We start from the raw sequence: 24,409 nt of genomic DNA on the forward strand, positions 1-24,409 counted from the left end.
GCTCAGGCTCCCTCGGCAATCCTGCGCTTGAAGTTGAGGATCGACGGCCGCGCCACGGCGGGCACCTCGACCGGCTCGTCCATCTGCGTGCCGTCAAGGCTCGCGGCCAGCTGCTCGATCGTGACGTTCTTCATGAGCTGACGCGCATCCACGCCCAACCCGCGCTCGTTCATTCGGGCAACGATGCGGAACAGCTGCAGGCTGTCTGCACCGAGGCTGAAGAACTTCTGGTCGATGCCCACCTGCTGCAGGCCGAGCACCTCGCGCCAGATCGCGGCGATGGTGGCCTGCGTCGGCGTCATGGCCGCGGGTTCGGCTGCGGCGACCACGATTTGCGCGGCCTCGCGGGCCGCCGGTTCGATCGGCACCGGCGCTTGCGGCACGACCTTGAGCGCGGCGTGCGGCTGGCGCACCGGCGCGGCCACCATGTCCGCCGTCGGCACGGGCAGGGCCTTGCGGTCGAGCTTGCCGTTGCTGGTCTGAGGCAGCGCGCCGAGCGTCATCCACAGCGTCGGCACCATGTAGGACGGCAGTTGACCGGCGACATGCGCTGCGACTGCGCTCTGATCCGGTTTGTCGGAGCCCGCGCCGACCAGGTAGCCCACGAGGCGCGCGCTGTCGGCCACGGTATGCAGGGCGACGGCGGCTGCGGCAACACCGGGCGCCTTGCGCAGGGTGGCCTCGATATCCTCGATCTCGATGCGGAAGCCGCGCAGCTTGATCTGCTGGTCGCGACGGCCCAGGTGCTGGAGCGAGCCGTCGGCGAGCCGCTTCGCGAGATCGCCGGTGCGGTAGAGCCGGCGCGGTGCGGCGCCTTCGATGGCAACCGACTTGAAGGCGGCATCGGTCAGGTCGGGGCGGTTGAAATAGCCCTTCGCCAGGCCTTCACCGCCAATCCACAGTTCGCCGCTCACGCCTTCGGGCGCCAGATGCAGGTCGTCGGTCAGCACGTGCAGGTCGGTATTGGCGAGCGGCGCGCCGATCACCACCGGTGCGTTCGCAACGACACGCGAGGCGGAGGACCAGATCGTCGTCTCGGTCGGGCCATAAAGGTTCCACACCTCCGCGCCGGTCGCGAGCAGGTCGTCGGCGAGATCGCGCGGCAACGGCTCACCGCCGCACAGGATCTTGAAGCCCTTCGGCGCCTTGAAGCCGGCCTCGAGCAGCATGCGCCACAGCGAAGGCGTCGCCTGGAGCACGGTGGCGGCTTCTTCCTTCAGGCGGGTCACCAGTTCGAAACCGGTGCGCACTTCCGCGTGGCCGGCGATGAAGGTCCGCCCGCCGGCGATGAGCGGCAGGAACAGCTCGAGACCCGAGATATCGAAGGAGAACGTCGTCACCGCGACGATGGTGTCCCTGACCGTAAAGCCCGGCGCGTGCGCCATCGAGAGCAGGAAGTTGCTCAGCGCGCGATGGCCGATCTCCACGCCCTTGGGCTGACCCGTCGAGCCCGACGTGAAGATCACGTAGGCCGAATCGGCGTCCGTTACGGCGGGCAGCGCCACAGTCTCGTCATCGTCCTGCGCGAGGAGCGCCTCCACGTCCAGCACGCGATGCGCGCCCGGTTCCAGCACCGTGAGGCTTTGCTCATCGCTGAGGATCGCGGCGATGCCGGCGCCATCGAGAATCTGACGCAGGCGTGCAGGCGGCATCGTCATGTCGAGCGGCACGTAGGCGCAGCCCGCGCGCCACACGCCGATCATGGCGGGCACGATCATGGCGCTGCGTTCCATCGCGAGGGCGACGCGTGAGCCTGAGGCGATACCCGCCGCCATGAGCCGGCGGGCGATCTGGCTGGCGCGCGCATCGAGTTCGCCATAGGTCAGGCTCGTCGAGTCGTCCGACACGGCTGTCGTATCGGGAGCCTGCCAGGCCTGTGCGGCGATCAGCGCCGGCGTCGTCTGCGAGAGATCGTAGTCGCGCTGGGAAGCGTTCAGCTCGTCACGCAGATGGTGGATTTCCGCATCGCTCAAGAGCGGCAGGGCTGCGACAGGCGTTTCGGCATCGCGGGCGATCGCCGTCAGCAAGGTTTCGTAGTAGCCGAGCCAGCGCTGGATCGTCGTTTCATCGTAGACGTCGGTGTTGAAGTCGCAATCGAGTCGCAAACCCTGTGCCGATTCGATCACGTTCAGGAACAGATCGAAGTTGCTGTAGGCCTTCGCGTTCGGCGCGAAGTGCGTGGTGACGCCTGCCATGTCGAGTTCGCCGTCGACCTTTTCCAGGTTGAACTGCAGATCGGTCAGCGGCAGCCGGTTGAGATCGCGCTTGATGCCGAGGTCGCGCACGAGTGCGCCGTAGGTGTAGTTCTGGCGGTCGCCTGCGTCGTAGAGGTGATCGCGCACCGCCTTCATGTGCGTGGCGAAAGGCTTCTCGCGGTCGAACTTCACGCGCAGCGGCAGGAAGTTCACGCAGTGCCCGACCAGCAGCGCTTCGCCCGCTTGCGACTGGCCAGCCATCGGTGCGGCGATCACCACGTCGTCATTGCCGGACAGACGGCCGAACAGCACCTGGGCCGCGCCGAACAGCGTGGCGAACAGCGAGCAGCCCTGCTTCGAGGAAGCGGTCTTCACCTGCTTGAGAAGATCGGCTCCCAGATGGCGGGTCGTCGACGCGCCGTTGAAGCTCTTGCGTTCCGGACGCGGGCGGTCGCCGGGCAAATCGGGTTGCGGCGCCGGGACGCGATGGACGTTCATCCAGAACTCGCGCGTTTCCTTGTCGACGCCGATTTCGTCCTGCGCCTTGGCGAAGGCGAGGAAGCTCTGCACCTCGTCGAGTTCCGGCTGCGTGCCCCAGACTTCTGCGGCGTAGAGCGCAGCCAGATCGCGCAGGATGATGTTGATCGACCAGCCGTCGCAGACGATGTGATGTGCCGTGAACACGAACGCCCACTTCTGCGCTTCGAGGCGAACCAGTGCGGCGCGCGCGAGCGGGCCTCGGGTCAGGTCGAAGACCTCGCGGGCTTCCGCGTCGATGATGGCCTTGAGCTCGCCCGCCGGATCGGCGTGAGTGGAAAGGTCGATCGGGACCAGCGGCACGGTCGTCGTCGGTTCCGCGAACATCATGTCGCCCACGCGCGAGAAGTGCACGCGCAGCGCATCGTGGCGGGCAACCGTCGCGGCGAAGGCCCGTTCGAACGCGGCCTCGTTCAGCTTGCCATTGAGTTCGAGCGTGAACGACTCATTGAACGCGAGCGAGGCTTCGTGGCCCTGCTGGGCCGACATCCAGATTTCCTTCTGCGGCTCGGTGAGCGCCGATTGCGTGAGCGCCGGTTCGACCTGCGTCTGCGCCGCGGTGTCCTGCGCGCCGCCGAGAATGCCGACGCGCTGGAGCGCATCGATGCTCGCGATGAAGGCGTCGCCGATCTTGCGGATGTCCTCGTCCGAATGGCTCGTCGTCAGGAAGCAGGGGAAGCCCTCCATGATATGCACGCCGAGGTAGCGCATATACGGATAGAAGAGACTGCCCAGCCGATCCTCGCCCGCGAGATTCACATAGAACCAGCTCGAGAAGGATTCGGCCCGCGTAGCGATGCCGACCTTCTCCAGATGTGCGTTGACGCGCTGCACGAGGCCGGCCATGCGTTCGCCGAGGCCTTCCTGAAGCGCCGGGCCCGCTTCCTTGAGGTGCAGGAGGACGGCTTTCATTGCGGCCAGCACGACGGGGTGGCGCACGAACGTGCCGGCGAAGAACGTCGGCGGAACTTCGGGTACCGAAGCATCGCCGAATTGCCACTGACCACCGTCGAGCGCGTCCATGTACTGCGTGGTGCCGGCGAGCACGCCGATGGGCAGGCCGCCGCCGACCACCTTGCCGTAGGTCGCCATGTCGCCCTGGATGCCCCACAGGCCTTGCATGCCGGCCGGGTGGACGCGAAAGCCCGTCACGACCTCGTCGAAGATGAGGGCCGACTCATTGGCGGCCGTCACGTCGCGCAACTGCTGCACGAACTCCTTCGGACGCAGATTGGGATGGCGCGACTGCACCGGCTCGATCAGGACGGCTGCGATATCGTCGATGTTTGCCTTGATCCACTCGAGGCTTTCGGGACGCGCGTAGGGCAGCACGACCATGTTGCCCACGGAGGTGTGCGGAATTCCCGGGGCGAGCGGGAATGCGCGCGGCACGCCCGCTTCGCTGCCAGGCTTCACGAGCACTTCGTCGAACTGGCCGTGATAGTCGCCGTCGAAGCAGACCACCTTGTCCTTGCCGGTCACCGTGCGCGCGAGACGCATCGCCGCCATCACGGCTTCCGAGCCGGTATTGCAGAATGTGACACGCTGATGGCCCGTCATCTCCGAGAACATCTGCGCGACTTCGCCCGCGAGCGGCGACTGCGGTCCGATAGCGAAGCCTTCGGCCAGTTGCGCGTTGACCGCGGCAACCACGAAATCGGGCGTGTGGCCGAACGCGGTCTGGCCGTAGCCGTTGACCACGTCGATGTATTCGTTGCCGTCCACGTCCCAGATCTTAGAGCCCTTCGAGCGCTGGGCGACGATCGGATAGACGAGCTCCTTCCATTCCTCGCGGAAGCCGCTGGCGGTGCGCGGATCGGCAAGCACCGACCGATAGGACTGCGTACGGGACTTCGAGGTGGCGGTTTTCGCCGAGTAGCGCGTGGCCAGATCGGTGATGAACGCCTGCTGCGCGTCGGTCATCTGGGCCGAGTGCGAGGCGCCGGGCTTGTACGCGGTGAAGCGCGAAGGGCGGTTCTCCTCGAACTTGATCTCCGGGCCGGCGGCGTGCGCGGGCGTGGTGGCAGGCGCGGGCGCTGCAGCGGCAACGACCGGGGCGGCGGCGACGGCTGCGGGCACCACGATTTGGGCCGCTGCGGGCTGCGGCACGGCCAGCGGCGCACCTTGCAGCACCTCGAGTTGACGCGCCATCACCGACTGCATCGCGGCGAGCTGGTCGCGGATCACCGACTGGAGGTCGCCCGTGGCTGGCTGAACAGCCACAGGTGCACTCACTTGCACCGCCGCAACGGCGACCGGAGCAGCCGAGACTTGAACAGCGACCGGCGCAGCGACAGGCGCAGCAGCCGGCGCAGCCTCAGCCGGCACTTCCGGATCGGGCGGCATGGCGCCATCGAGGAACTGCGCGAGCGCGGGCAGCGTCGGATAGTCGCTCATGATCTGCCGGAAGCTGATCGTGACGTCGTAGCGGCGGCGCAGCTGCCGCGATACTTGCCCCATGAACAGCGAGTCGTAACCGAGGTCCCAGAAGGTCACGTCCGGATTGGACGTATCCGGTGCTTCGCCGGACATTTCGGCAAGCAGTGACGCCAGTTCGGCAATGAGACGCGGTTTGCGGTCGATTTGGACGGTTTGGGCCATGGCGGTCTCAGGAATATCGATTAGGGCTTCGGACGGGGCTTGTGCGGCAATCGCTGGGGCAACGGTCGTCGGCTGGCGTGAAGAGGCGGTTGCCGGGGCGTCAATCCAGTGCCGCTCCGGCTCGAAGGGGTAGGTCGGTAGCGAAACCCGGCGGCCGGCTTCAGTCCGCAGCGTTTGCCAGTTCGGCTTGACGCCGTTCAGCCACAGGCGCCCGGTTGCCTCGGCGAGGACGGCAAGCTCGCGCTCGCGCGTCGCGAAATCGGGCAGTGAGGCAATCGCACCCTGATGCCGGTCCTTGGGCAAGCCCTGCAGGACAAAGGTCGAGAGCGTGCGGCCCGGGCCGATTTCGAGCAGGAGCGGCTTGCCCTCTGCCGTGACCGTGGCCAGCGCGTCGCTAAAGCGCACGACATTGCGGCAATGGCTGGCCCAGTACGCTCCCGAGACCGGCTGATCCATCGCCGCCCATTGGCCGGTCACGGAGGACACGTACGGAATCTTCGGCCGCGCAAAAGACAGGCTGTTCGCGACCTTCGCCAGATCGTCGACGACGCCCGACATCATGCGCGAGTGGAACGCGTGCGAAGTGTGCAGGCGTCGATGCTCGATATCGCGTGCCTTGAGCGTGGCCTCGAATGCCTCGATGGCGGCGAAGGGGCCTGCCACGACGCTGAGCGTCGGCGCATTGATCGCGGCGAGATCGACGTCGGCGGGTAGCATCGCGCTGAGTTCGGCCTCCGACAGGCGCACGACCAGCATCGCGCCCGGTTCGGCCGACTGCATGAGCGCGCCGCGTTGCGCAATGAGGCACAGCGCATCCTCGAAGGCGATCGCCTCCGCCACGCACGCCGCGACCAGTTCGCCGACGCTGTGGCCGATCATGGCCGTCGGCTTGATGCCGCGCGAGATCCACAACTGCGCGAGCGCATATTCGACGAGGAAGAGCGCAGGCTGTGCGTAGATCGTCGAGCGGATAGGGTGCGGGGTGTCGTCGCCTTCCGGGGCTTCGCTCAACAGCAGCGTGCGGATGTCCAGGCCGAGATGCGGGGCGAGTGCCTCGGCGCCCCTGTCGATCCACTCGCGATAGACCGGCTCGGTGCGATAGAGCGCGGCGCCCATGCCCGGATACTGCGCGCCCTGGCCGGGGAACATGAAGACGACTGCGGGCGTGGCCTGCGGGGCCTGTGCTTCGATCGCGCCTTTCTGCAGCCTGGCCTGGGCCTGCTCCACGCTCTCGGCGACGACAACGGCGCGGTGCGCGAAATCGCGGCGTCCCGTTTGCAGCGTCGCGGCCACGTCGGCCAGTGCGATCTCCGGATGGCTTGCGAGGTGCGTGGCGAGATTCGCCTTCGCGCGCTCGAGTGCGGCGGCGCTGCGGGCCGATACCGGCAGGATCTGGAGTTCTTCGCTTTGCTCACCCGGGGCGGTACGGCAAGGCGCCTCTTCGAGCACCACATGCACGTTCGTCCCGCCGACGCCGAGGGAACTCACGCCGGCCCGGCGTGGCGTGGCGCCCTCAGCCCAGGGACGCACGGCCGTATTGAAGAAAAACGGACTGCTGGCCAGGTCGATGCCGGGGTTGGGCGAACGGAAATGCGTGAGCGGCGGCAAGGTGCGGTTGCGCAGCGCGAGCGACGCGGCGATGAAACCCGTCACACCTGCGGCCGCGTCGAGGTGCCCCACATTGGCCTTCGCCGAGCCGAGTGCGCAGAACTGGCCGCCCTCGGCGCCGCCCAAACGAAACGCCTGCACGAGGCCCGCGAATTCAATCGGATCGCCAAGCGGCGTTGCGGTGCCATGGGCCTCGACATAGCCAATCGAGGCCGGATCGATGCCGGCCTCGGCGTGCGCGATCGCAATGGCGCGGGCCTGGGCATCGACGCTCGGCGCGGTGAAGCCGACCTTGTCGGACCCATCGTTATTGATGCCCACGCCGCGGATCACGGCATAGATCGGGTCTTCGTCGGCGATGGCGTCTTCGAGACGTTTGAGCAGGACGACGCCGGCACCGCTGCCGAATACCGTGCCCTTCGCATCGGCATCGAACGGACGGCACACGCCGTCGGGCGCACCCATACCGCCTTCTTCGTAGAAGTAACCGCGCTTTTGCGGGAAGGTGATCGAGACGCCGCCGGCCAGCGCCATGTCGCAGCGTCCCGCACGAAGGTTCTCGACGGCGAGGCTGATGGCGGTGAGCGAGGTGGAGCATGCCGTCTGCACGGAGATGGCCGGCCCCGTGAGTCCGAGCTTGTAAGCGGTGCGGGTCGCGACGAAATCACCGGCCCCGACGAGCTTTTGATACTCGCCGATCTGGAACTGGCTCGTAAATTCGTCGATGACCGCGCGATCGGACAGGATGTGCTTGAGGAAGTACGTGTTCATCGACGTGCCGGCGAACACCCCGACGGCGCCGGTGATCGTCGCCGGGTCGTATCCGGCATCTTCGAACGCTTCCCAGGCGATCTGGAGGAAGAGGCGCTGCTGCGGGTCGGTCAGCGCGGACTCGCGCGCGAGCATGCCGAAAAAGCCGGCGTCGAAGTGATCGACATCCGCCAGGATCGGCCGAGCCTTGACATAGCTCGCGTCGCGTCGCGACTTGTCATCGAAACTGTCTTCCAGTTCCGCCAGGTCGAAATGCGTGATGCAGTCGCGCCCCGCGAGGATGTTCGCCCAAAATTCGGAGACATTGCGCGCGCCCGGAAATCGTCCGGACATGCCGACGACTGCAATCGCTCCGCTTTGCGCGCCTCGGCGTGGACGGATCGCCTCTTTGCTTGCTGCCGGGAGCGTCGTGCGCAGTTGCGCAGCCAGCGCCTCGACATTGGGGTGACGGAACAGATCCACCAGCGCGACCTTGGCCGCGACGTCGCGCGCGATGATGGCGTGCGCGCGCATCAGATCGAGCGAGCGCAAGCCGAGGTCGAAGAAGTTCGCGCGGCGGTCGACGGATTTGCCGATGAGCCCTTCGAATACGGACGCGAGCTTGTCGGCAATGTCGTCGTCAACGGGCAAGGGCGCCGCCGATGATTGGGATTGCGTACCGATTTCCGCAAGCAGCGCTTTGCGGTTGATCTTGCCGTTGGGCGTCAGCGGAAAGTCGGGCAGCACACGCAGCTCCGACGGCATCATGTAGTCGGGCAGGGCGGACCTGAGATACGTGCGGATTTCCTTCAGGAGGAGTGCGACGTCCGCCGCGTCGGCCTTCACGAAGCCAGCGATGACCTTGCCCATGCGGCCATCGAATGCCGCCACGGCCGCGTCGGCCACGCCGGGCGCCACGCGCAACGCATGTTCGATTTCGTCGAGTTCGATGCGTTTGCCTGCAATCTTGATCTGCCGATCGTTGCGGCCCAGAAATTCGATTGCGCCGTCCGCGCGGCGGCGTACGAGGTCGCCCGTGCGATAGAGCTTGGCACCGGGAGCGAAAACGTCGCCGACGAACTTCTCGGCCGTCAGTTCGGGGCGGTTGAGATAGCCAAGCGCGACGCCGTCGCCGCCCGTGACCAGTTCGCCGACCTCTCCATCGGCAACAGGCATGAGCTTGTCGTCCACGATGTAGGCGCTCGTACCCGCGATGGCGTAGCCGATGGGAATGGCATCGCCATGCGCGAGCGCCTTGCCGTCACGCGGAATGCGGTAGCAGCAGGTGAAGGTCGTGTTCTCGGTCGGGCCGTAGCCATTGATGATCTGCAGACCCGGATGAGCCTCCATGACCTTTCGAACATGGACGGGGGACAGCACGTCCCCGCCCGTCAGCGCCTCCTTGAGCGGAAGAAAGGCTTCCAGCCGATAGTCGGCGAGCGCATTGAAGAGGCCAGCCGTGAACCAGGCGCTGGTAACGCCAAGTTGCGCTATCTCGGACGCGATCGTGTCGAGAGAGGGCTGGACCTCGTTGATGATGGCGGCACAGCCGCCGTTCAGGAGCGGTCCCCAGATCTCCAGCGTGCTCGCATCGAAGGCGAGCGGCGCGAGGTTGAGGAAGCGCGTGTGGGGCGAAAGCTCGGTGAACGTCTGGCCCTGCACGAGGCGCAGGATCGCGCGCTGCGGCACGATCACGCCCTTGGGTTTGCCGGTCGAGCCGGAGGTGTACATCACGTAGGCAGCGTCGTCACGAGCGCTAGCGTAGAGCGGTGCGGGCTCGGCCGCCTCCGCAGCCGCCACGACATGCTCGAGATCGACGCAGACGCCGTTCAGTTCGCCAACGCTGGCGAGCGCGGCCGCTTCAGCGATGATGAGCTTGGGCGAGCAGTCGGAAACGATGAAATCGAGCTGCGCCTTCGGATAGGCGCGGTCCAGCGGCACGTAGACGGCGCCCAGCCGCAGGATCGCCAGCATCAAGGCCAGCGTGTCGCGGCTGCGCGCAACCATGATCGCGCAGCGCTCGCCCGGCTCCAGTCCCATTTCGTGCAGGACAGTGGCGAGCCGCGCCGAACGTTCGCCGAGGGCGGCATAATCTTCCTCGCCCGTGGCGTCAATCACAGCAAGATGATTGCCGAACTCGGCACATACGGCATCGAAGCGCGCTGCCACGCCAGGCACGTGATCGGTGCCGCCCGGCAAAACGCCTGAAAGTCCATCTCTGTGTGACATTTGCTACTCCCCCACGATTTTGACGAAGGCCGCTGCTGAGCAAGGCTTGGCGGTGCGCTCGCCGCACTTGCGCAGAACGGCAGCCGGTCACAGGAAGCACAAGCGCCAGGCGGCTTTGCGCACCGGCTCGCGTCCCAAATTTGAAATTTGCTGTAGGAGGAAGTTAATCTTCCGTGGGATGCCTATCCGTTCGCCGTCGCACACACGATGTGCTGCAGCAACACATCACGCCGGGACTGCGCGGGCGCATCGGCGCGCAGGCCGCGGCCTGCATTGCGCCATGCGAGCGGGTTTGGCGGTATTCGCGGCGTGGGTCCAGGGTGCGTTGTTTCGAGGCGAAGACTGGCGATTCCTGTGTTGCGTTGTGCGCGGCAACAAGCGGATCGTGCGGCTGGAGTCGACGATGCCGGTGCCCCTGAGGCCTTCGGAAGTCAGTTCATGTCGATGATCGACCAGCCACGGTGGCGCGCCGCCACTGCTCCCGCGCAGGTCGGACTGGGCGACAGGGCGCGAACGCGCCAATGGGAGGCTTCCTGAGCCGCGCCGCCGACGAAGCGCGGTGTCGTGTCGCCATGAACCGCAAGATCGAACTCGAAATGCTCCGGCGGCAGGATGAAGCCGGTCCCGAGCGCTTTCAGGCAGGCTTCCTTGCGCGCCCAGGTTTCAAAGAAAACCGTTTGCCGTTCCGATGCCGGGAGCGCGTCGAATTGTTCGCGCTCCCTGGCGGAGAAGACCTGGAGCGGCATGTTTTCCTCGATCGCACGAACCCGTTCAACGTCGATGCCCACCTCGAAGCCGTTCGAAATGGCGAGTGCCGCCGTATTCTCGCTGTGGCTCAGGTTGAAGCAGATCCGCCATCCAGCAGGTTGGCTCGTGCAAAACGGTTTGCCTTCCGGACCATACTCAAGTGCGACCGCCCGCGGGGATCGCGCGAGATAGCGGCCAAGAACTTGTCTGACTTCTCCCCGTCCAATTACGTAGCGGCGGCGAGGCAACTCGAAGCGAAAGTTGCCGGCGCGCTCGTGTTCCTGCGCGGATAGCATCGCCCAGTACCGATCAAAATCGCTCCCACAGGCATCGAGGTCCCATTGCCAGACATGGACTTCTTGCATGGTGGGCGGCGTGAGGGGCGACGAGGACATTGAGGGCCTGGTTCGACTTGCGGTTGGAAGTGTCGGCGCGGCAGGGCTTTGCGGCCATTCGGTTGAGTGCGCAACGAGCGGCCGACACACAAAATGTACAGATACATCTCTCGCGGATTTGTTGGGCAACCCACGGAACGGGACTTCCGACACGGCCTACGATTCATGAAAGCGTGATGAAATAACGCTGCACTGCGTGCGCGCATGTGTACGGGGTTCGACTAGCCGACGCGGCAATTGCCGAAACAAGGCGTCGACACAAAACCTGTGAGGCTCTCCGAAAGTAGCTGGGCTGCAGAGTCCTTAGCGACTCGATGCGGCGCCGGACGAATCGTCTATTGCTTCGGCTTCCAGAACGCCTCCCGGTTACGTTCGTTACTGGTCCGAAGCCCGTTTGGGGAAGGGTTGCCAATCGATTCTGTATGGAATTAGAAAGTATGATTAATTTACATGTAAGACATATTTCCGGATTCCCAACGGTAGCCCTGTTCCGGTAAGGAACGGTAAGAATATGTGTGATTGACGTGCTATCAGATCGAGACCGATAGTTTTACTCTTTGCACGAGGAAGTTGTCGAAATTCAGATCGAGGTGTGGGATGCAGTGTGATTTTGACAATGTCTACGACGTGAGTGTGATCATTCCACACTACAACAGCCTTGATTTGCTTTGGGTGGCAATAGACTCGATTTCCAGTCAAACCGTTGTTCCGCGGGAAATCATTGTCGTCGATGATGCATCGGGGCTGCAGTTCGAGTTGCCGGGTCGTTGCGGAGACAACATTGCCTTGCGCCTGATTCGCGAAAGCGAGAACCATGGTGCGGCGTGGTGTCGAAACCGGGGCATTGAAGAGGCCACCGGTGATCTGATCGCCTTCCTCGACGCTGACGACCGATGGCTCCCGAACAAGCTCGAGCGCTGCATCGCCGCGTTCGGCCCCAGGCCTGTGGGGAACGAAGCGAAGGTGCTCTTCAGCAACGTCGTGCTAACGGACGCAGGGCGGCGCATCGTGGGCAACCGCTCTCCCTACGATGGGCAGTCGATGCTCGACTTCATCCTGCTGGAGGGGGGCTATATTCAGACCTCGTCGATCATGATGTGGCGCCATCAGTACCCGCTGATCAGCTTTGATGGATCGTTGCGCCGTCATCAGGATTGGGACTTCGCCATTCGAGCTGAAATGGCTGGCTGCGTATTCGTTTATCTGCACGATGCACTGGTGGAGTATTCCTTGAGCGAAAGTCCCGCCAGAATTTCGAAGGCGGTCAGTTGTGAGCCCAGTCTCGTATTTTTTAAAAAATATAACAAGCTCATGTCCAAAGGGCATGTCTCATCGTTTATATTTAATGTTTTGATTTACAAGAAAATGAGTATTGCCTTGAGGCTTGCCATTGTCGAGCGAGTTTTGTTAAGAGAGATCGAGATTCCCAGCAAGGATTGGGCGTCGCACTTTGCGAGGCTGCTCATCGGGTGGGGAGGTGTGAATTTAATCAAGCAGTTGAGACGAATAATCCAGGCTGAGGATTATTCGACTTGAGTGTCATCGCCCTCGAAAAATAAAAATCATAGCCGGCGGCCCGGCAAGCGTGCATATCCCGTTTCTTCCCGTCCAGTTTTCCCTTAAGTTCGAAGCTCTCGTCAAGGGCTGGTTACTTCCCCTTTTATCTCCCTGATCGGCCCCGTTATGGCAAGGACGTTTATAAACGTCATGCGTGCCGTCGCAGGGATCATCCGCTCCGGGTTGTGTATGTCGGCGCACAGATGGTGCATCTGCGCTCTGCTCTAATCTCAAGGCCGATGCCGCCTGCGGGTGGAGAACGTTTCGACTCCGAGGTCCTAAATGCGTCAATTTGTCCGCGATTTGTTTTACTCGTCGGTCGCCGATAAACAGGTCAACCTGCCGCTGCCACCGACGTCGCTCGCGATCCATTCGCGCAAGCTCAATATATTGCTGCTCGGCACGTGTTCTGTGGAGATGCTCGTCAAGCGAAGCGCAAACTCCGGGCACAACATCCGGCACATACTGATGGGATCGAAACGCTACGCTCCGATTCCAGACGCCGCGCCAACCGATGACGTCGTCGTCGTGAATCTCACGCTCCGCCACATTCTGGGCGAAGTGACGCAAACGTCCGAACCTGTGGTTGACATGGTCTTTTCGCGCCTGCGCTCGGACGAGGAAGCGCGCTCATTGCTGGAGAGAACAGGAGAATATCTCGCTGAGAAAGTGGCGCAGGTCGCCGCGCAGATCACGACAGCTCCGATCGTCTTCATGTCGTTTTTCGAGCCGAGCTTCAATTACGACGGCGATCTCATCGATCCATTCGCTGTGACATCGCCCGGATACCTCGTACGTGAGATTAACCGGCTCTTGTCGGACGCTGTGCGCAAGACAAACAATTGCTACTTTCTCGACGCCAACGAGATACTCAATTTTGTCGGCCGCCGGCACCTGCAGGACGATGTCCTGTTGAGCAGTTCCCACGCTTCGTTCATCAACGATTGGGACTTCAAGCTGGACGCGAATCGGCTGATTGCGCCCAAAGCGATTGGCCATATCCTGACATATGAGGTCGCGTCGCGCGAATTTACCCTCGCGTTCCTTTCCCGGGTCGAAGCGATAGTCAAGGTCATCGAGCAGCGAGACCCCGTCAAGCTGATTATCGTCGACCTCGACGACACCCTGTGGCGCGGCGTGGCAGCGGAAGGCGAGAGTGTGAGCCAGGAGCAGCGTATCGAAGGTTGGCCTATCGGCCTCGCTGAAGCCTTGCTGTACTTCAAAAAACGTGGCGGATTACTGGCGATCTGCAGCAAGAATGAAGAAGCGCCCACCATTGAACGGTTCAACGCCATCTGGCGCGGCGCCATTACCGTGGACGACTTCGCGTGCGTGCGCATCAACTGGAAGCCCAAGTCGCAGAACATCCTTGAAATCCTTAAGGAGGTGAATCTGCTTCCGGGCAACTGTGTCTTTATCGACGACAACGACCGTGAGTTGTCGGAGGTGAAGGCGGCGATTCCTGCCATGCGCTGCCTCGGCGGCAATCATTACGACTGGCGACGAATCATTCTGCGATCGGCCGAAACGCAGGTCCCCATCGTCACCGAAGAGTCATCGCGCCGTACCGAACTCGTGCGCGCGATTTCGCAGCGCGAAGCGAGTGCCGACGCGAACAATGGCGTTTCGCGGGAAGAGTGGCTAGCTTCGTTACAGCTTCGCCAGTCATTCTTCTTGATCAAGACGCCGCAATCCAGGCACTTCGATCGCGCGTTCGAGCTTATCAACAAGACAAATCAATTCAATACGACCGGGAAAAGATGGGAGCGGTCGGAGTTCGAGGCGTTCATCAGCCAGGGCGGGTACTGCGTGGTCTCTTCGCTGCGGGATAAATTGATCGACAACGGCATCATCTCCGTTTGCCTGATCAATGGCGAGAAGATTGTTCAGGTTGTCCTGTCGTGCCGCGTGTTTGGGCTCGGCGCAGAGTTGGTCGTCGGGGCGATTGCTACGCGGTTGGCGTTGAAATCCGGCTCTGAAGTCCGCGCTGAGCTGGTCGATACCGGGAGGAATGCGACCTGCCACGACTATTTCAAACGGCTCGGGTTCTCCCAAACGGCCGTGGGTTTGTACTCGCGGACCGCGAATGAGCTGCCGTCCTACATCGAGATCGAGAATCTGGGCGCGGCCGAGTTTCCACCTGTGCGGATTTAGTGCTGCGCTTGATTGAGGCGCTTGCAATACAACGCAAGCGCCTCAATCGCCATCCTCGGCGCCCAATGAAGGCAAGCAGGTGGGAAGGCCCAGTATGCTGACGTGGCGCTCCCGCAGGCTGGCTCTTCTGAGAGGTCGAAAAAGGAATGATAACCCCGACTAGTCCTTTCCCGGTGTTAGCCGCGGTGCTCCTCGCACTCGCCACTGCCAGGGTTTTGATTTGGCGATTCGGCGCCCCAAACGCTGCAGGACGCTTTGCGACGATTGACGGATTGAGAGGGTACCTGGCGTTCTTCGTTTTCCTGCACCATTCCTGCATATGGTACTACTACATCAGGACCTCACAGTTTGACTCCCCCCCATCGAATTTCATGGCAAATATCGGACGAGCCAGCGTGTCCCTGTTTTTTATGATTACCGGATTTTTGTTTTCTACCAAAATAATCAATGACAAAGAGAACGGAGTTGACTGGACCAAGCTTTACGTCTCCCGAGTCCTGCGGCTGACGCCGTTGTATCTGTTCGCAATGCTGCTGCTTTTCGTTGCGGTCGCTTTCATGTCACGTTTCGCGCTAACGCAATCTCCTTTGACGCTAATGATCAACGCATCGAGATGGTTAGCTTTTTCAAGTTTTGGTGAGCCGGATCTCAACGGGGTCAAGGACACCAACCTCATTTTGTCGGGTGTGCCGTGGACGCTCGCCTATGAATGGGGATTCTATCTTTGCCTCCCTTTGCTGGCGGTGATGATTGGAGCTATTCCGTCGCTTGCGGTATTGATAATCGGATTTGTCGGCGTGCTGGATCTTGTCCATTTTCATGCGGAATCAAGATTCCTGGCACCGTTTCTTGGGGGGATCATTTCGGCACTTCTTTGTCGTCACGCCTGGTTCCGTAACCTTTCACAGAAGAGCATTGCCTCGATCGTTGCAATCGCCGCGATCACCGTGGCGGTCACTTTGTTTCCAACGACCTATGCGTGGGTCACGTTAGCGCTGCTTTCCCTGAGTTTTGCCGCGATTGCCGGCGGCGCCACCTTGTTCGGCGCCTTGACCAGCCAGCTATCCCGCATGCTAGGGGAGCTCGCTTACAGCATCTATCTCCTGCACGGGTTCATTTTGTTTACGCTCTTCAACCTTGTCGTTGGAAAGCAAAGCGCACGCGTATTCACCCCTCTGGAGCACTGGTTCACGATCCTGCTGACCACCCCCGTCCTGGTTCTTGTCAGTTATACGACCTTTCGATTGATCGAGAAGCCCGCTATGCAATACACCGAAAGTGTTAGCAGGTGGGTGCGCCAGGTCATCTTTGCGAAGCGTGGCGCGTTGGAAGAGTCGCTTTGAATGCGTTGGCGTGGTTCCCACTTTGACGGAAATTAGCAGCAAGCCGTGGAGTTCGAATCTGTGCGAGATATCGGCCTGCCACTGGCTCGGAGGACTGAATTGGCGGCGGAACATTTCCCGCTCGTGCGAACTTACTTCTCGTGCGCAACGCTGCCAGGTGCTTTTGTCCATGTGGCACGCAAGGGCCAATGGCAGGCCACTGCGGCAACCAGCAGGACGTAGGTTGCGAGGAAGTAGTACGTTAGAGAATGCACTCGAATATCAAACAATCCTTCGAGGCATAGAGGCAGAATGGTCAAGAAAGGGAAAATCTTTAAGAACAGTCCCACCCACCCATCACCTCGTGACGACAGGATCATGGACAAATAGAGGCAAACCGCAAAAACGCTGAAATCATACGACATCAACCTCGGGTTGAGCAGAATGAGGATGGCGAGGAAAAAAAACAACTCGCTGGCGGAGCTGATCTGTACAGCGCGTTGCCCATGCCTGTATCGAAGAGCTGCCGATGTCAGTACAACGAGAAGTATCAGGAGAAGATGGAGAGCAAAGCCGACTTTCCCCATCCCAAACCTGGAGAACACGCCGAAAATTGTCAGCCCTGCATCCCCATGCCGGATGATCTGATTGTAAATGGCGCTCTGGAACCCAGCCCACAGCTGAGGATAGAGCGCAGGTTGCGCAATGTAGATGCCGGCAACCGATAGCAGCACTGCGACGAATGCGATCAAACTGCGGCGGGGCAGAAAAAGGTAGAGCAAGGCATAGGCAAGGAAGTAGGGCTTTATGGCAGAAAATAATATGATTGCGATCGCATGTGGCGCCAACGTGTAGACCGACCGCCTCGTGTATAGAAAATAGGACAGCGATACGAGGAGTAGGTGTGCGAAGACGCTGATGTTTCCTGTCTGGATCGAAGCAAAGCCCGATCCGCCTATCAGGAAGCCAAGAATCAGGCACGGAGCCAGGCGATGATAGGGAATTTGAGACTTGAGACTCAGGCTAACGCAGACGATACCTGCGACAGAGGCTAGAACCAGGAAAGCAAACGCGGTCGGGAAGTCGACAACGGAAAACACTTTGAGGAAAGCTGGGGGGTAAACAAATGGAAAATCACCCGATGCGCACGCGTAGGGATCCGGTCCCTGCGAATAGCAACTCAAGCCTTTCTCATAGACATGGTAGTCCCAGAAAAACGAGCCGCTTGTTCCGCTGAATGCGAGAATCAATATGAAACAAGTGGCGGCAGATAAGCTCCATAGAAGCCATGCCTTGTCGTCGTTAGCGCTTGCCATATCTAGCTTCAAGTCCATCCCCATCTCGGTTAATGACCGTCAAACTCTATGGCGGGAAAATCGCTGAGCATGAATCCCGTGTGCGAATTCGCAAACCGGTCGCCGCGCAGATCGCGCAGATTTGATCGTGAAGTCGATCGCGAATTCGGGCATTCGTTGGGAAACGTGGGAAACCCAAAACGACGTAGCCCATAGAGCGAAAACGGGAGCACTGTCCAAGGTCCCTAGGCTCTTCGGACGGCCGCACACCCACTCGGCCGGATTCAGTGGTCAACCATAGAGCATGGTCATAAGTGGGTCTGTGCGCCAGCGTACGTCGCTCGACCAGGCAAATACGAAACATCGCTCGACTTGCGAGTGCTACGCGCCGTAGCCGAGCACTCGTGCGCATGTGTCATCGATGTGTTCGTGAGCCAGAGGGCATTCGCCCCGAACTTGCCGCCGTAACGGGAAGTGCACCCTGCTCAGTCTTTGTCGCTGGCGCGATTCAGATCGCGAGCAGCATGCTGAGACCAGACAGCGCGATCACAGCAAGGCTCGCACGATCCTTGAACGCAAACACGATCGGGTCGTCGTGCATCATGCCGCGAAACGCGCACATCCAGATCCGGCTCACCCAGAAGAGCGTGAGTGCGAATGTGGCCCACAATGCCTTCGGGTGGTGATACAACGCCTTCATTTCCGGCGTGTTCAGATAAAGTGCGAGCACGAGCACGGCGAGGTACGCGGAAGCCGTGCCGAACGAGCGCAAGATCGAGATGTCCTGCGTGATGTAGCCGCGGCCGGCGGCTTCGGTCTTGCCCTCGCGCACGATCATGTCGAGTTCGACATAACGCTTGAGCATTGCAAGCGAGAGGAAAATTGGCACACAGAACAAGATTAGCCAGTACGACAGCGGGATGCCTGTTGCAGCGCCGCCGGCGATCACACGCACGGTGTACAGGCACGCAAGCGTGAACACATCGACAAGTGTCATGCGCTTGAGTGCGAACGAGTAGGCAACGGTCGTTACGAAATATGCGGCCATTACGACACCGAATTCGCGCGGCAGGAGTGCCGCGAGACCGCCACCGGCGGCGAGCAGCCCTACAGTGAGCACGATGCCGAATTTCAACGACAGCTTGCCCGAGGCGAATGGGCGGCTGCGCTTGCGCGCGTGGCGCCGATCGGCGTCGAGGTCCAGCATGTCGTTAAGCAGGTACACCGACGAAGCGGCCAGGCTGAACGACAGAAAAGCGATACAGGCGGCAGCGACTGAGGAACGGTCCATGAATTGGTGTGCGGTGAGAAGCGGCACGAAGATCAGCACGTTTTTCACCCACTGATGCACGCGCATTTCCTTGAGCACGAGCGGAATCAGCCGGCGCTTTTCCTCGAAAAAGATGATCGCAGCATTTGTCTTGCGGGCTGCGGCGACAATGTGCTTGTCGCCGACCACGATCGCCTGGCGGGCCTGGCGCCATACCGGCAAATCCGCTCGCGCATCGCCGCAATAGTCGAAGCCGTGATCTCCGAACTGCTCAACGAGCGCCTGCGCCTTGTTTTTGCCGAGCAGGTTGTTGCTGACCGTGCTCGCGAGCACGCCGGTAAAGAGTCCAACGTGCGCGGCGATCTGGGAGGCGAGGCGCTGGTTAGTGGCCGTGCACAGATACAGTTCGCGCCCGCTTGCTCGCTCGTCGCGTAGCCAGGCGAGCAACTCGGTGTTGTAGGGCAGCACGCCAACGTCGATGTTTACGCGTTGTGCGATCTGCTCCTTGAGGTAGGCGCGCCCGCGCAGCGCCCAGGCGAAGCACAGAAAGATCGATAGCGGACTTTGTTTGACGAGTACAAAGAAGGCTTCAAACAACAGGTCGGTGCGCGTGAGCGTTCCGTCAAGGTCCACACACAGCGGAACAGGGTGTGCTGCGGGCGTGGCCATCTTCATTCTCCGTGCCGGGACAGGAACAGGTGGACCGGTCCTCGGGGCGTTGGTCGGAGCGCAGCAGAGCCCGCGCTCGCATAGTCTGCGATCCGGAAAAAGATCGTAACTATGGCAGCGTGGAGCCTCTGTGCTGCAACGCACACGTGGTCAGGAAAAAACGAAGCGTTTGTCGAGGTGGTATTTCGTGACATAGCCGATCACCAGACCGAGTGCGCCACCCGCCAGGCGCGCGATTTCCTCGTGAAAGAGCGCATCCGCGGCGAATTCCACCGTCCAGAAAACGACTGTGGTGCCGAGTCCCATGGCAACGTACAGCGTGAACGTACGCACACCGTGTGCAACGCTGCGGTGCTCGTAGCGGAATATCCACGCCTTGTCGAGCAAGTATTTGACGATCAACCCGACGCCTGTTCCGATGCAGACCGAAATTGCAACTGCATACAGGCCCTGGTACAGGTGGAACGCAAGGCTCTGGCTGCCTAAATTCGCGCCGATTGAAATGGCAGCGAACACCGCGTACCAGAACACGAGCCGCGAACGGCTGAGCGTCATGCTGGCAGCCGGACTGCTCATAGGGAAATCCTCTTGAATACGAAACCAGGCAACGAGCGGATCACGAGCATGATTTCTGCCCAGAACCACGGCGTATAGATCGAATCCTTTCCGCGTTCTACGGCGCGCACGATGTCCGTCGCTACGCGCTCGGGCGAGGCGACGAGCGGGCCCGGCAGCGCGAGTCCAGCTGTCATTGGCGTGTTCACGAAACCCGGCTTGATCGTGAGGACCCTCACGTTCGACTTGAACAGCCGCGCGCGCAGCCCTTCGCAGAAGGTCGTCACCGCCGCCTTGGCGGTGCCGTAGACGTAGTTCGAAGGGCGGCCGCGGTCGCCTGCCACCGACGAGATGACGGCGATCGAACCGCTCTTTTGTGCCTCGAACACGGTGGCCAGCAGGGTGAGCAGGGCGATCGTCGAGAGGGCGTTGACGGTGATCTCGCGCACCGCGGCCTGTGGATCGCGTTCGCACTCCGACTGGTCGGAGAGCGTGCCGTGCGCGAGTAGAACGATGTCGATGCGGCCAAGCTCTGTCATGGCGGCGTCGAGCATGGCGCGGTGCTGTTCGAAATCGTTCACGTCGAGCACGAACGTGCCGACTCGGCCTGCACCGCGCACGCGCAGGTCCTGGGCAACCGCGTCGAGACGCGGCGCATGGCGCCCAGCCAGCATGAAGTTCGCCCCACGCTTGATCCATTCCCGGGCACAGGCCACGGCGATGGCGGAAGAGCCGCCCACGATCAGAATGTTCTTGTCCATTACCGGGTTGTCCGTTGCCAGAAGCGCGACATCAAGGCCGGGTCGCGCAGTTGTTCGAGCGCTTGCCACGCGGGATAGGCGGCACGAAAATCCGCACCAGTCATGTGGGCATCCTTCGCCGGGTATTGGCGGCCGCGCGCTTCGCGCACGATCGCGTCGAGTCGCGCGAAAAGCGTCGCGTTGCGCGTGTCGTGCTGGGGAAAGTCGAGGGCGAGCGAAATTCCCTGCATTGGGAACGAAAGCAGCCCTGGAGAGACGAGCGGACCACAGCGCTTGAGCACCGCAAGGAAGGAGCCCGCGTGGGTCGAGGCGATCGCGTCGAGGAACGCGTACAGAGCGTCGCGGGCCGTGTCATCAGGCACGACGAATTGATACTGCTGAAAGCCGCGCCGCCCGTACAGACGGTTCCATTCCTCGATGCTGTCGAGCGGATAGAAGTAACTCGCGCAGTTAACCACGGCGGGCCCTGTCTTGCTCGTCGCGCGGCGGTAGTAGAACTCGTTGAAGAGCTTCAGCGTGTAGCGGTTCACGGGAGACCACGGCGGGGCGAACGGCACCCGCCGCACGGGGCGGCGCGGCATGTCGAAGCAATGGTCGGTTGCGTGGTCAGCGCTGACGTAGATGCCGCGCCCAAGCGAGGCGCCGCGTCCTAAACAGTCGATCCACGCCACGCCATACTCGTGCTTTGCGTCGTACTCGTTCGACAGCGCAAGAAACTCATCGAGATTGCCGAAGGGACGTGTGTGGGTGGCCAGGCGGCTCGACTCGACAGGCATCAGTTGCAGTTCGACCCATTCGACGATTCCTGTCAGGCCAAGGCCGCCGATTGTTGCGCGATAGAACACAGCGTTTTCCTCGGGCGCGCATTCAATTGGCTCGCAATCGGAGCGCAGTAGCGAAAAGCGACGCACATGTCGTCCGAAGGTGCCGCGCACGTGGTGGTTTTTACCGTGCACGTCGTTGGCAATCGCGCCGCCGAGCGTTACGAATTGCGTTCCGGGCGTGACAGGCAACATCCACCCGCGCGGGACCGCAAGCGCAAGCACATCGCCGAGCGTGACGCCCGCCTCAGCACGAATGACGCCGGTTTTCCAATCCGCGGCAATGAAGCGGCCAAGACCGCGAAGCATAAGGACGTGGTCGGTGGCGGCAAGACAGCTGTCGCCATAGCTGCGACCATTGCCGAAGGGTAATGTCGTGCCGAAACGCGTGGCGGCGTCGCACAGCGCAGCCTGCGCGTTCTCTCGCCAACCGGGCTCGCGGCCGGTTTGCGGTGCATACGGGTAGTGGCCCCAGGAGCTGAGCTTCGAGATGCTCATGACGTGCGGTCGCCGGTTAATGGATTAACAGTAGGCGCATATTAGGGAGGCTGCGCGGGGATGACCGTGCGCCGGAACACAAAGACCGTCCTCCGCTCGCGAACTCTGCCCCGACGGCAGCGTTCCGGATCACAGGCTTTGCATGCGATCTCGATACGTTCCTCAGGAAAAGCGACACATGGCGTCGCTTAAACCGGGGCGAGCGAACTGCCTGGCGATCTCGTGGTCCGAGCCGTGTATTTCTATCGCATCTGTGAGTGGCGCAGCTTTATATGGCGGAACAAGCCTGCCATTTGTCTGGGTACAAACGATTGCGATCATGTATGGCCGGGACCAACATCCATCTGCGTATGCAGGTCATTTTCGGCGCTCGCGTTGATTGATTGCGGCAACCGCTCTCACTTACAAGATCGCACTTCTGACATGCACGGTCGTCCGCGTCGCTCATCTTCTGGGCGCTCGTGTTCATCGCGCGTTCCCCCGATCTGTCGCACACTGCTGATGCAGTGTCAAATTACTTGCAAAGCAGAAGCAGGCGCTCCGGGTCCGAACAGGGCCGTGCATTGACTTGTTCTGTGGCGACGGCGCGCGGCGCCGCGGCCGCCTGCATCGCGGCACGATGCGCGAAGCACGCCTTCAGGCGTCGCTCAACGGGCGGATAGTATTGCCAGCCTTTGCCGAGGCCCGGCAGCTCGAGCTTCACCTGCTTCCACTTCGGATGGCCGTGTTCCTGCAGGTTGTCGAAGTTCGCGCAGAGCGAATCGGCAAAGCGCTTCAGGTTGCCGACCGTATCGCGCAGGTTGTAGTCATAGGTGACGAGAAAGGCCTTGACCGTCCACGTCGGCACGTCTTCCTTGAGCCAGTTCGGGTAGCTCGACACGTGAATCGTCGCAGGATAGTAGGTCTGCTTGGCGCGTGCCGTTTCCGGCGCGTTCGCATCGACGCGCAGGAAGCGGATCTGCTGAAGCAGTTCGGGGTTCATGTCGGTAAAGAGCTTGGCCGGTTGCCCGGCGACGATGATGGCCACATCGATCTTCTTGACGATGAGCGCGGCCAGCGCGTCCTCGTTGCTCAGGTGCTGCGCGTTCTGCTCAGGAATCGGCTGGCCGAACATGAGTCGGTACAGCGTCGTCGCCGACTGCGCGGTGCCGCTGCCGATCAGGCCGACGCTCATTACCTTGTCCTTGATCTCGTTGATCGTCTTCATCGGCGAGTCGGTACGCACCACGAAGTAAATCTCTTCGTCGTAGAGCGGCATGATGAGCCGCAGCGGCCGTATCAGCGTGCCGGCCTCTTCGTTGCCGGAATTGGCCATGTCGACGTAGGCCTGGTAGACGTCGGACTGCACGAGCGCGAGCTTCACGCCGGGCTCGAAACGCATGCGCTGCACGTTTTCGGCCGAGCCTTTCGATGGGATCACTTCGAGGTCGATGCCCGCCGGCTGCGCGACCCATTTCGCCAGGTCCTGGCCGATCTGAATGTACGTCCCGCGCTCCTGGCCGGTCACGATCTTGTAGTTCGCGTCTGCGGCAGCGGCGAGCGCGAGTGTCGAAAAGAGCAGGGTAATCAGCGCCGCCAGTCCTGCGAGCATCGTTTTCAGCATGGTCTCTCTCCCGCCTTGGATACGTTCTACGACAGACTTCGATTTAATCTGTAATCGTTTTCAATGCGTGCCGTCGGTGGATGGGGCGTCCTTCCACCCAAGTTGACGAATCGCGCGCTCCTGGGTATCGACGCCGTCGTCGTTGCTGCCAGGGACGTTTGCGCCGGCGGCAGCGGATTGATTCGCAACTGCCGACGTAACGCTCGTATCCGCACTTTCGACGTCCGTTGGATGTCCGTTAGCTGACGTGCTACTCGCGCTCGGCAGCGGGGGAGGTGACGCGACTATGGCTGGGGCGTTCGGCGCGGCCGGCGCAGCGGCGCCCCAATCCCGCGACGACGGAAGCGGAACGCTGCTTGCATCGCGCGGCCGCGGCACAGCCGCGTCCGATTGCGCGGGGCCGATCGGCGTACGAAGCGGCGACCAGCCCGTCGCCAGGATGGCGCGCTCCATCAGCGATCGTGCGTGCAGGCTGGCCGGATCTATCGCGAGCGCCAACGATGCCTGTTCTCGCACGCAATCCCAGACACGTTGCGAGGCACATCGGTCCGCGCTTTGCAGCGCATCCTCGCGGCGTTGCTCCGCAGGTGCGCTGTCGCGCTGTATCTCGCGCGCTGCCTGATTGTTCGCGCCACGTGGAAGTGTGGCATTCGCGCTTGGCAAGCTTTTCTCAGAGAGGCTCGCGCGCGTGACGCGTACTTCTCTTTCCTGGCCGCGCCTTTCGCCGTATAGCAGAAACGCAGCGTATGCGATTGCGACAATGAACCAGGCGAGCAAAACGCCCTTCACGAAGCGCCCTTTACCGGTGCGCCAGAACGGCCGGTGTTCCTCGAGTTGATAGT

11 protein-coding genes are annotated in these 24,409 nt (G+C 61.8%); 3 read left to right on the forward strand and 8 right to left on the reverse strand.

The features are described 5' to 3' along the window. Positions 1 to 2 precede the first annotated feature (2 nt). Positions 3 to 9,920 carry an amino acid adenylation domain-containing protein gene (locus AB3X99_RS10410; RefSeq protein ID WP_368616849.1) on the reverse strand — a complete coding sequence of 3,306 codons (9,918 nt, stop codon included), beginning with the start codon at positions 9,918 to 9,920 and terminating at the stop codon, positions 3 to 5. Positions 9,921 to 10,351: 431 nt separating this feature from the next. After that, a complete protein-coding gene (locus tag AB3X99_RS10415) occupies positions 10,352 to 11,032 on the reverse strand; it encodes a 4'-phosphopantetheinyl transferase superfamily protein (RefSeq protein ID WP_368616850.1) in 681 nt (226 codons plus the stop codon). Between the two features lie 627 nt (positions 11,033 to 11,659). Between AB3X99_RS10415 and AB3X99_RS10420 the strand changes: the two genes are divergently transcribed. The 3 genes from AB3X99_RS10420 (at position 11,660) to AB3X99_RS10430 (ending at position 16,116) form a co-directional block, all read left to right on the forward strand. Continuing rightward, positions 11,660 to 12,598, forward strand: a complete 939-nt coding sequence (locus AB3X99_RS10420; protein WP_368616851.1) for a glycosyltransferase family 2 protein — start codon at positions 11,660 to 11,662, stop codon at positions 12,596 to 12,598. 303 nt (positions 12,599 to 12,901) lie between these two features. Then, positions 12,902 to 14,773: an HAD-IIIC family phosphatase gene (locus AB3X99_RS10425; protein WP_368616852.1), complete on the forward strand. Its 1,872-nt coding sequence runs from the start codon at positions 12,902 to 12,904 to the stop codon at positions 14,771 to 14,773. A gap of 146 nt (positions 14,774 to 14,919) precedes the next feature. Then, positions 14,920 to 16,116 (forward strand): acyltransferase family protein, encoded by a 1,197-nt coding sequence (locus AB3X99_RS10430; protein ID WP_368616853.1) that lies wholly within the window; start codon positions 14,920 to 14,922, stop codon positions 16,114 to 16,116. Between the two features lie 131 nt (positions 16,117 to 16,247). Here AB3X99_RS10430 and AB3X99_RS10435 read toward each other — a convergent pair whose 3' ends face one another. The 6 genes from AB3X99_RS10435 to AB3X99_RS10460 form a co-directional block, all read right to left on the reverse strand. After that, positions 16,248 to 17,429, reverse strand: coding sequence for a hypothetical protein (locus AB3X99_RS10435; RefSeq protein WP_368616854.1), 1,182 nt, complete (start codon positions 17,427 to 17,429; stop codon positions 16,248 to 16,250). Between the two features lie 469 nt (positions 17,430 to 17,898). Continuing rightward, positions 17,899 to 19,329, reverse strand: coding sequence for a UbiA family prenyltransferase (locus AB3X99_RS10440; protein WP_368616855.1), 1,431 nt, complete (start codon positions 19,327 to 19,329; stop codon positions 17,899 to 17,901). Between the two features lie 150 nt (positions 19,330 to 19,479). Next, positions 19,480 to 19,905, reverse strand: coding sequence for a GtrA family protein (locus tag AB3X99_RS10445; protein ID WP_368616856.1), 426 nt, complete (start codon positions 19,903 to 19,905; stop codon positions 19,480 to 19,482). Continuing rightward, entirely contained in the window at positions 19,902 to 20,645 is a 744-nt protein-coding gene (locus AB3X99_RS10450) for an SDR family oxidoreductase (protein ID WP_368616857.1), read from the reverse strand. Before AB3X99_RS10450 ends, AB3X99_RS10445 begins: the two co-directional genes overlap by 4 nt. Continuing rightward, the gene (locus AB3X99_RS10455; protein ID WP_368616858.1) at positions 20,645 to 21,964 is read right to left on the reverse strand and encodes an FAD-dependent oxidoreductase; all 1,320 of its coding nucleotides are present in this window, start codon (positions 21,962 to 21,964) and stop codon (positions 20,645 to 20,647) included. The genes AB3X99_RS10450 and AB3X99_RS10455 overlap by 1 nt, the downstream gene beginning before the upstream one ends. 514 nt (positions 21,965 to 22,478) lie before the next feature. Next, complete coding sequence (locus tag AB3X99_RS10460) at positions 22,479 to 23,567, reverse strand: TAXI family TRAP transporter solute-binding subunit (RefSeq protein WP_368616859.1); 1,089 nt, start codon at positions 23,565 to 23,567, stop codon at positions 22,479 to 22,481. Positions 23,568 to 24,409: the final 842 nt, after the last annotated feature.

It is taken from the genome of Paraburkholderia sp. BR10882 (genome assembly GCF_040948855.1).
GTDB classification, from domain to species: domain Bacteria; phylum Pseudomonadota; class Gammaproteobacteria; order Burkholderiales; family Burkholderiaceae; genus Paraburkholderia; species Paraburkholderia nodosa_A.

What these genes read in the sequence shown, in the direction of transcription:
- AB3X99_RS10410 (WP_368616849.1), bottom strand. Translation starts at nt 9,920, where the DNA reads ATGTCACACAGAGATGGACTTTCAGGCGTTTTGCCGGGCGGCACCGAT.
- AB3X99_RS10415 (WP_368616850.1), bottom strand. Translation starts at nt 11,032, where the DNA reads ATGCAAGAAGTCCATGTCTGGCAATGGGACCTCGATGCCTGTGGGAGC.
- AB3X99_RS10420 (WP_368616851.1), top strand. Translation starts at nt 11,660, where the DNA reads ATGCAGTGTGATTTTGACAATGTCTACGACGTGAGTGTGATCATTCCA.
- AB3X99_RS10425 (WP_368616852.1), top strand. Translation starts at nt 12,902, where the DNA reads ATGCGTCAATTTGTCCGCGATTTGTTTTACTCGTCGGTCGCCGATAAA.
- AB3X99_RS10430 (WP_368616853.1), top strand. Translation starts at nt 14,920, where the DNA reads ATGATAACCCCGACTAGTCCTTTCCCGGTGTTAGCCGCGGTGCTCCTC.
- AB3X99_RS10435 (WP_368616854.1), bottom strand. Translation starts at nt 17,429, where the DNA reads ATGGACTTGAAGCTAGATATGGCAAGCGCTAACGACGACAAGGCATGG.
- AB3X99_RS10440 (WP_368616855.1), bottom strand. Translation starts at nt 19,329, where the DNA reads ATGGCCACGCCCGCAGCACACCCTGTTCCGCTGTGTGTGGACCTTGAC.
- AB3X99_RS10445 (WP_368616856.1), bottom strand. Translation starts at nt 19,905, where the DNA reads ATGAGCAGTCCGGCTGCCAGCATGACGCTCAGCCGTTCGCGGCTCGTG.
- AB3X99_RS10450 (WP_368616857.1), bottom strand. Translation starts at nt 20,645, where the DNA reads ATGGACAAGAACATTCTGATCGTGGGCGGCTCTTCCGCCATCGCCGTG.
- AB3X99_RS10455 (WP_368616858.1), bottom strand. Translation starts at nt 21,964, where the DNA reads ATGAGCATCTCGAAGCTCAGCTCCTGGGGCCACTACCCGTATGCACCG.
- AB3X99_RS10460 (WP_368616859.1), bottom strand. Translation starts at nt 23,567, where the DNA reads ATGCTGAAAACGATGCTCGCAGGACTGGCGGCGCTGATTACCCTGCTC.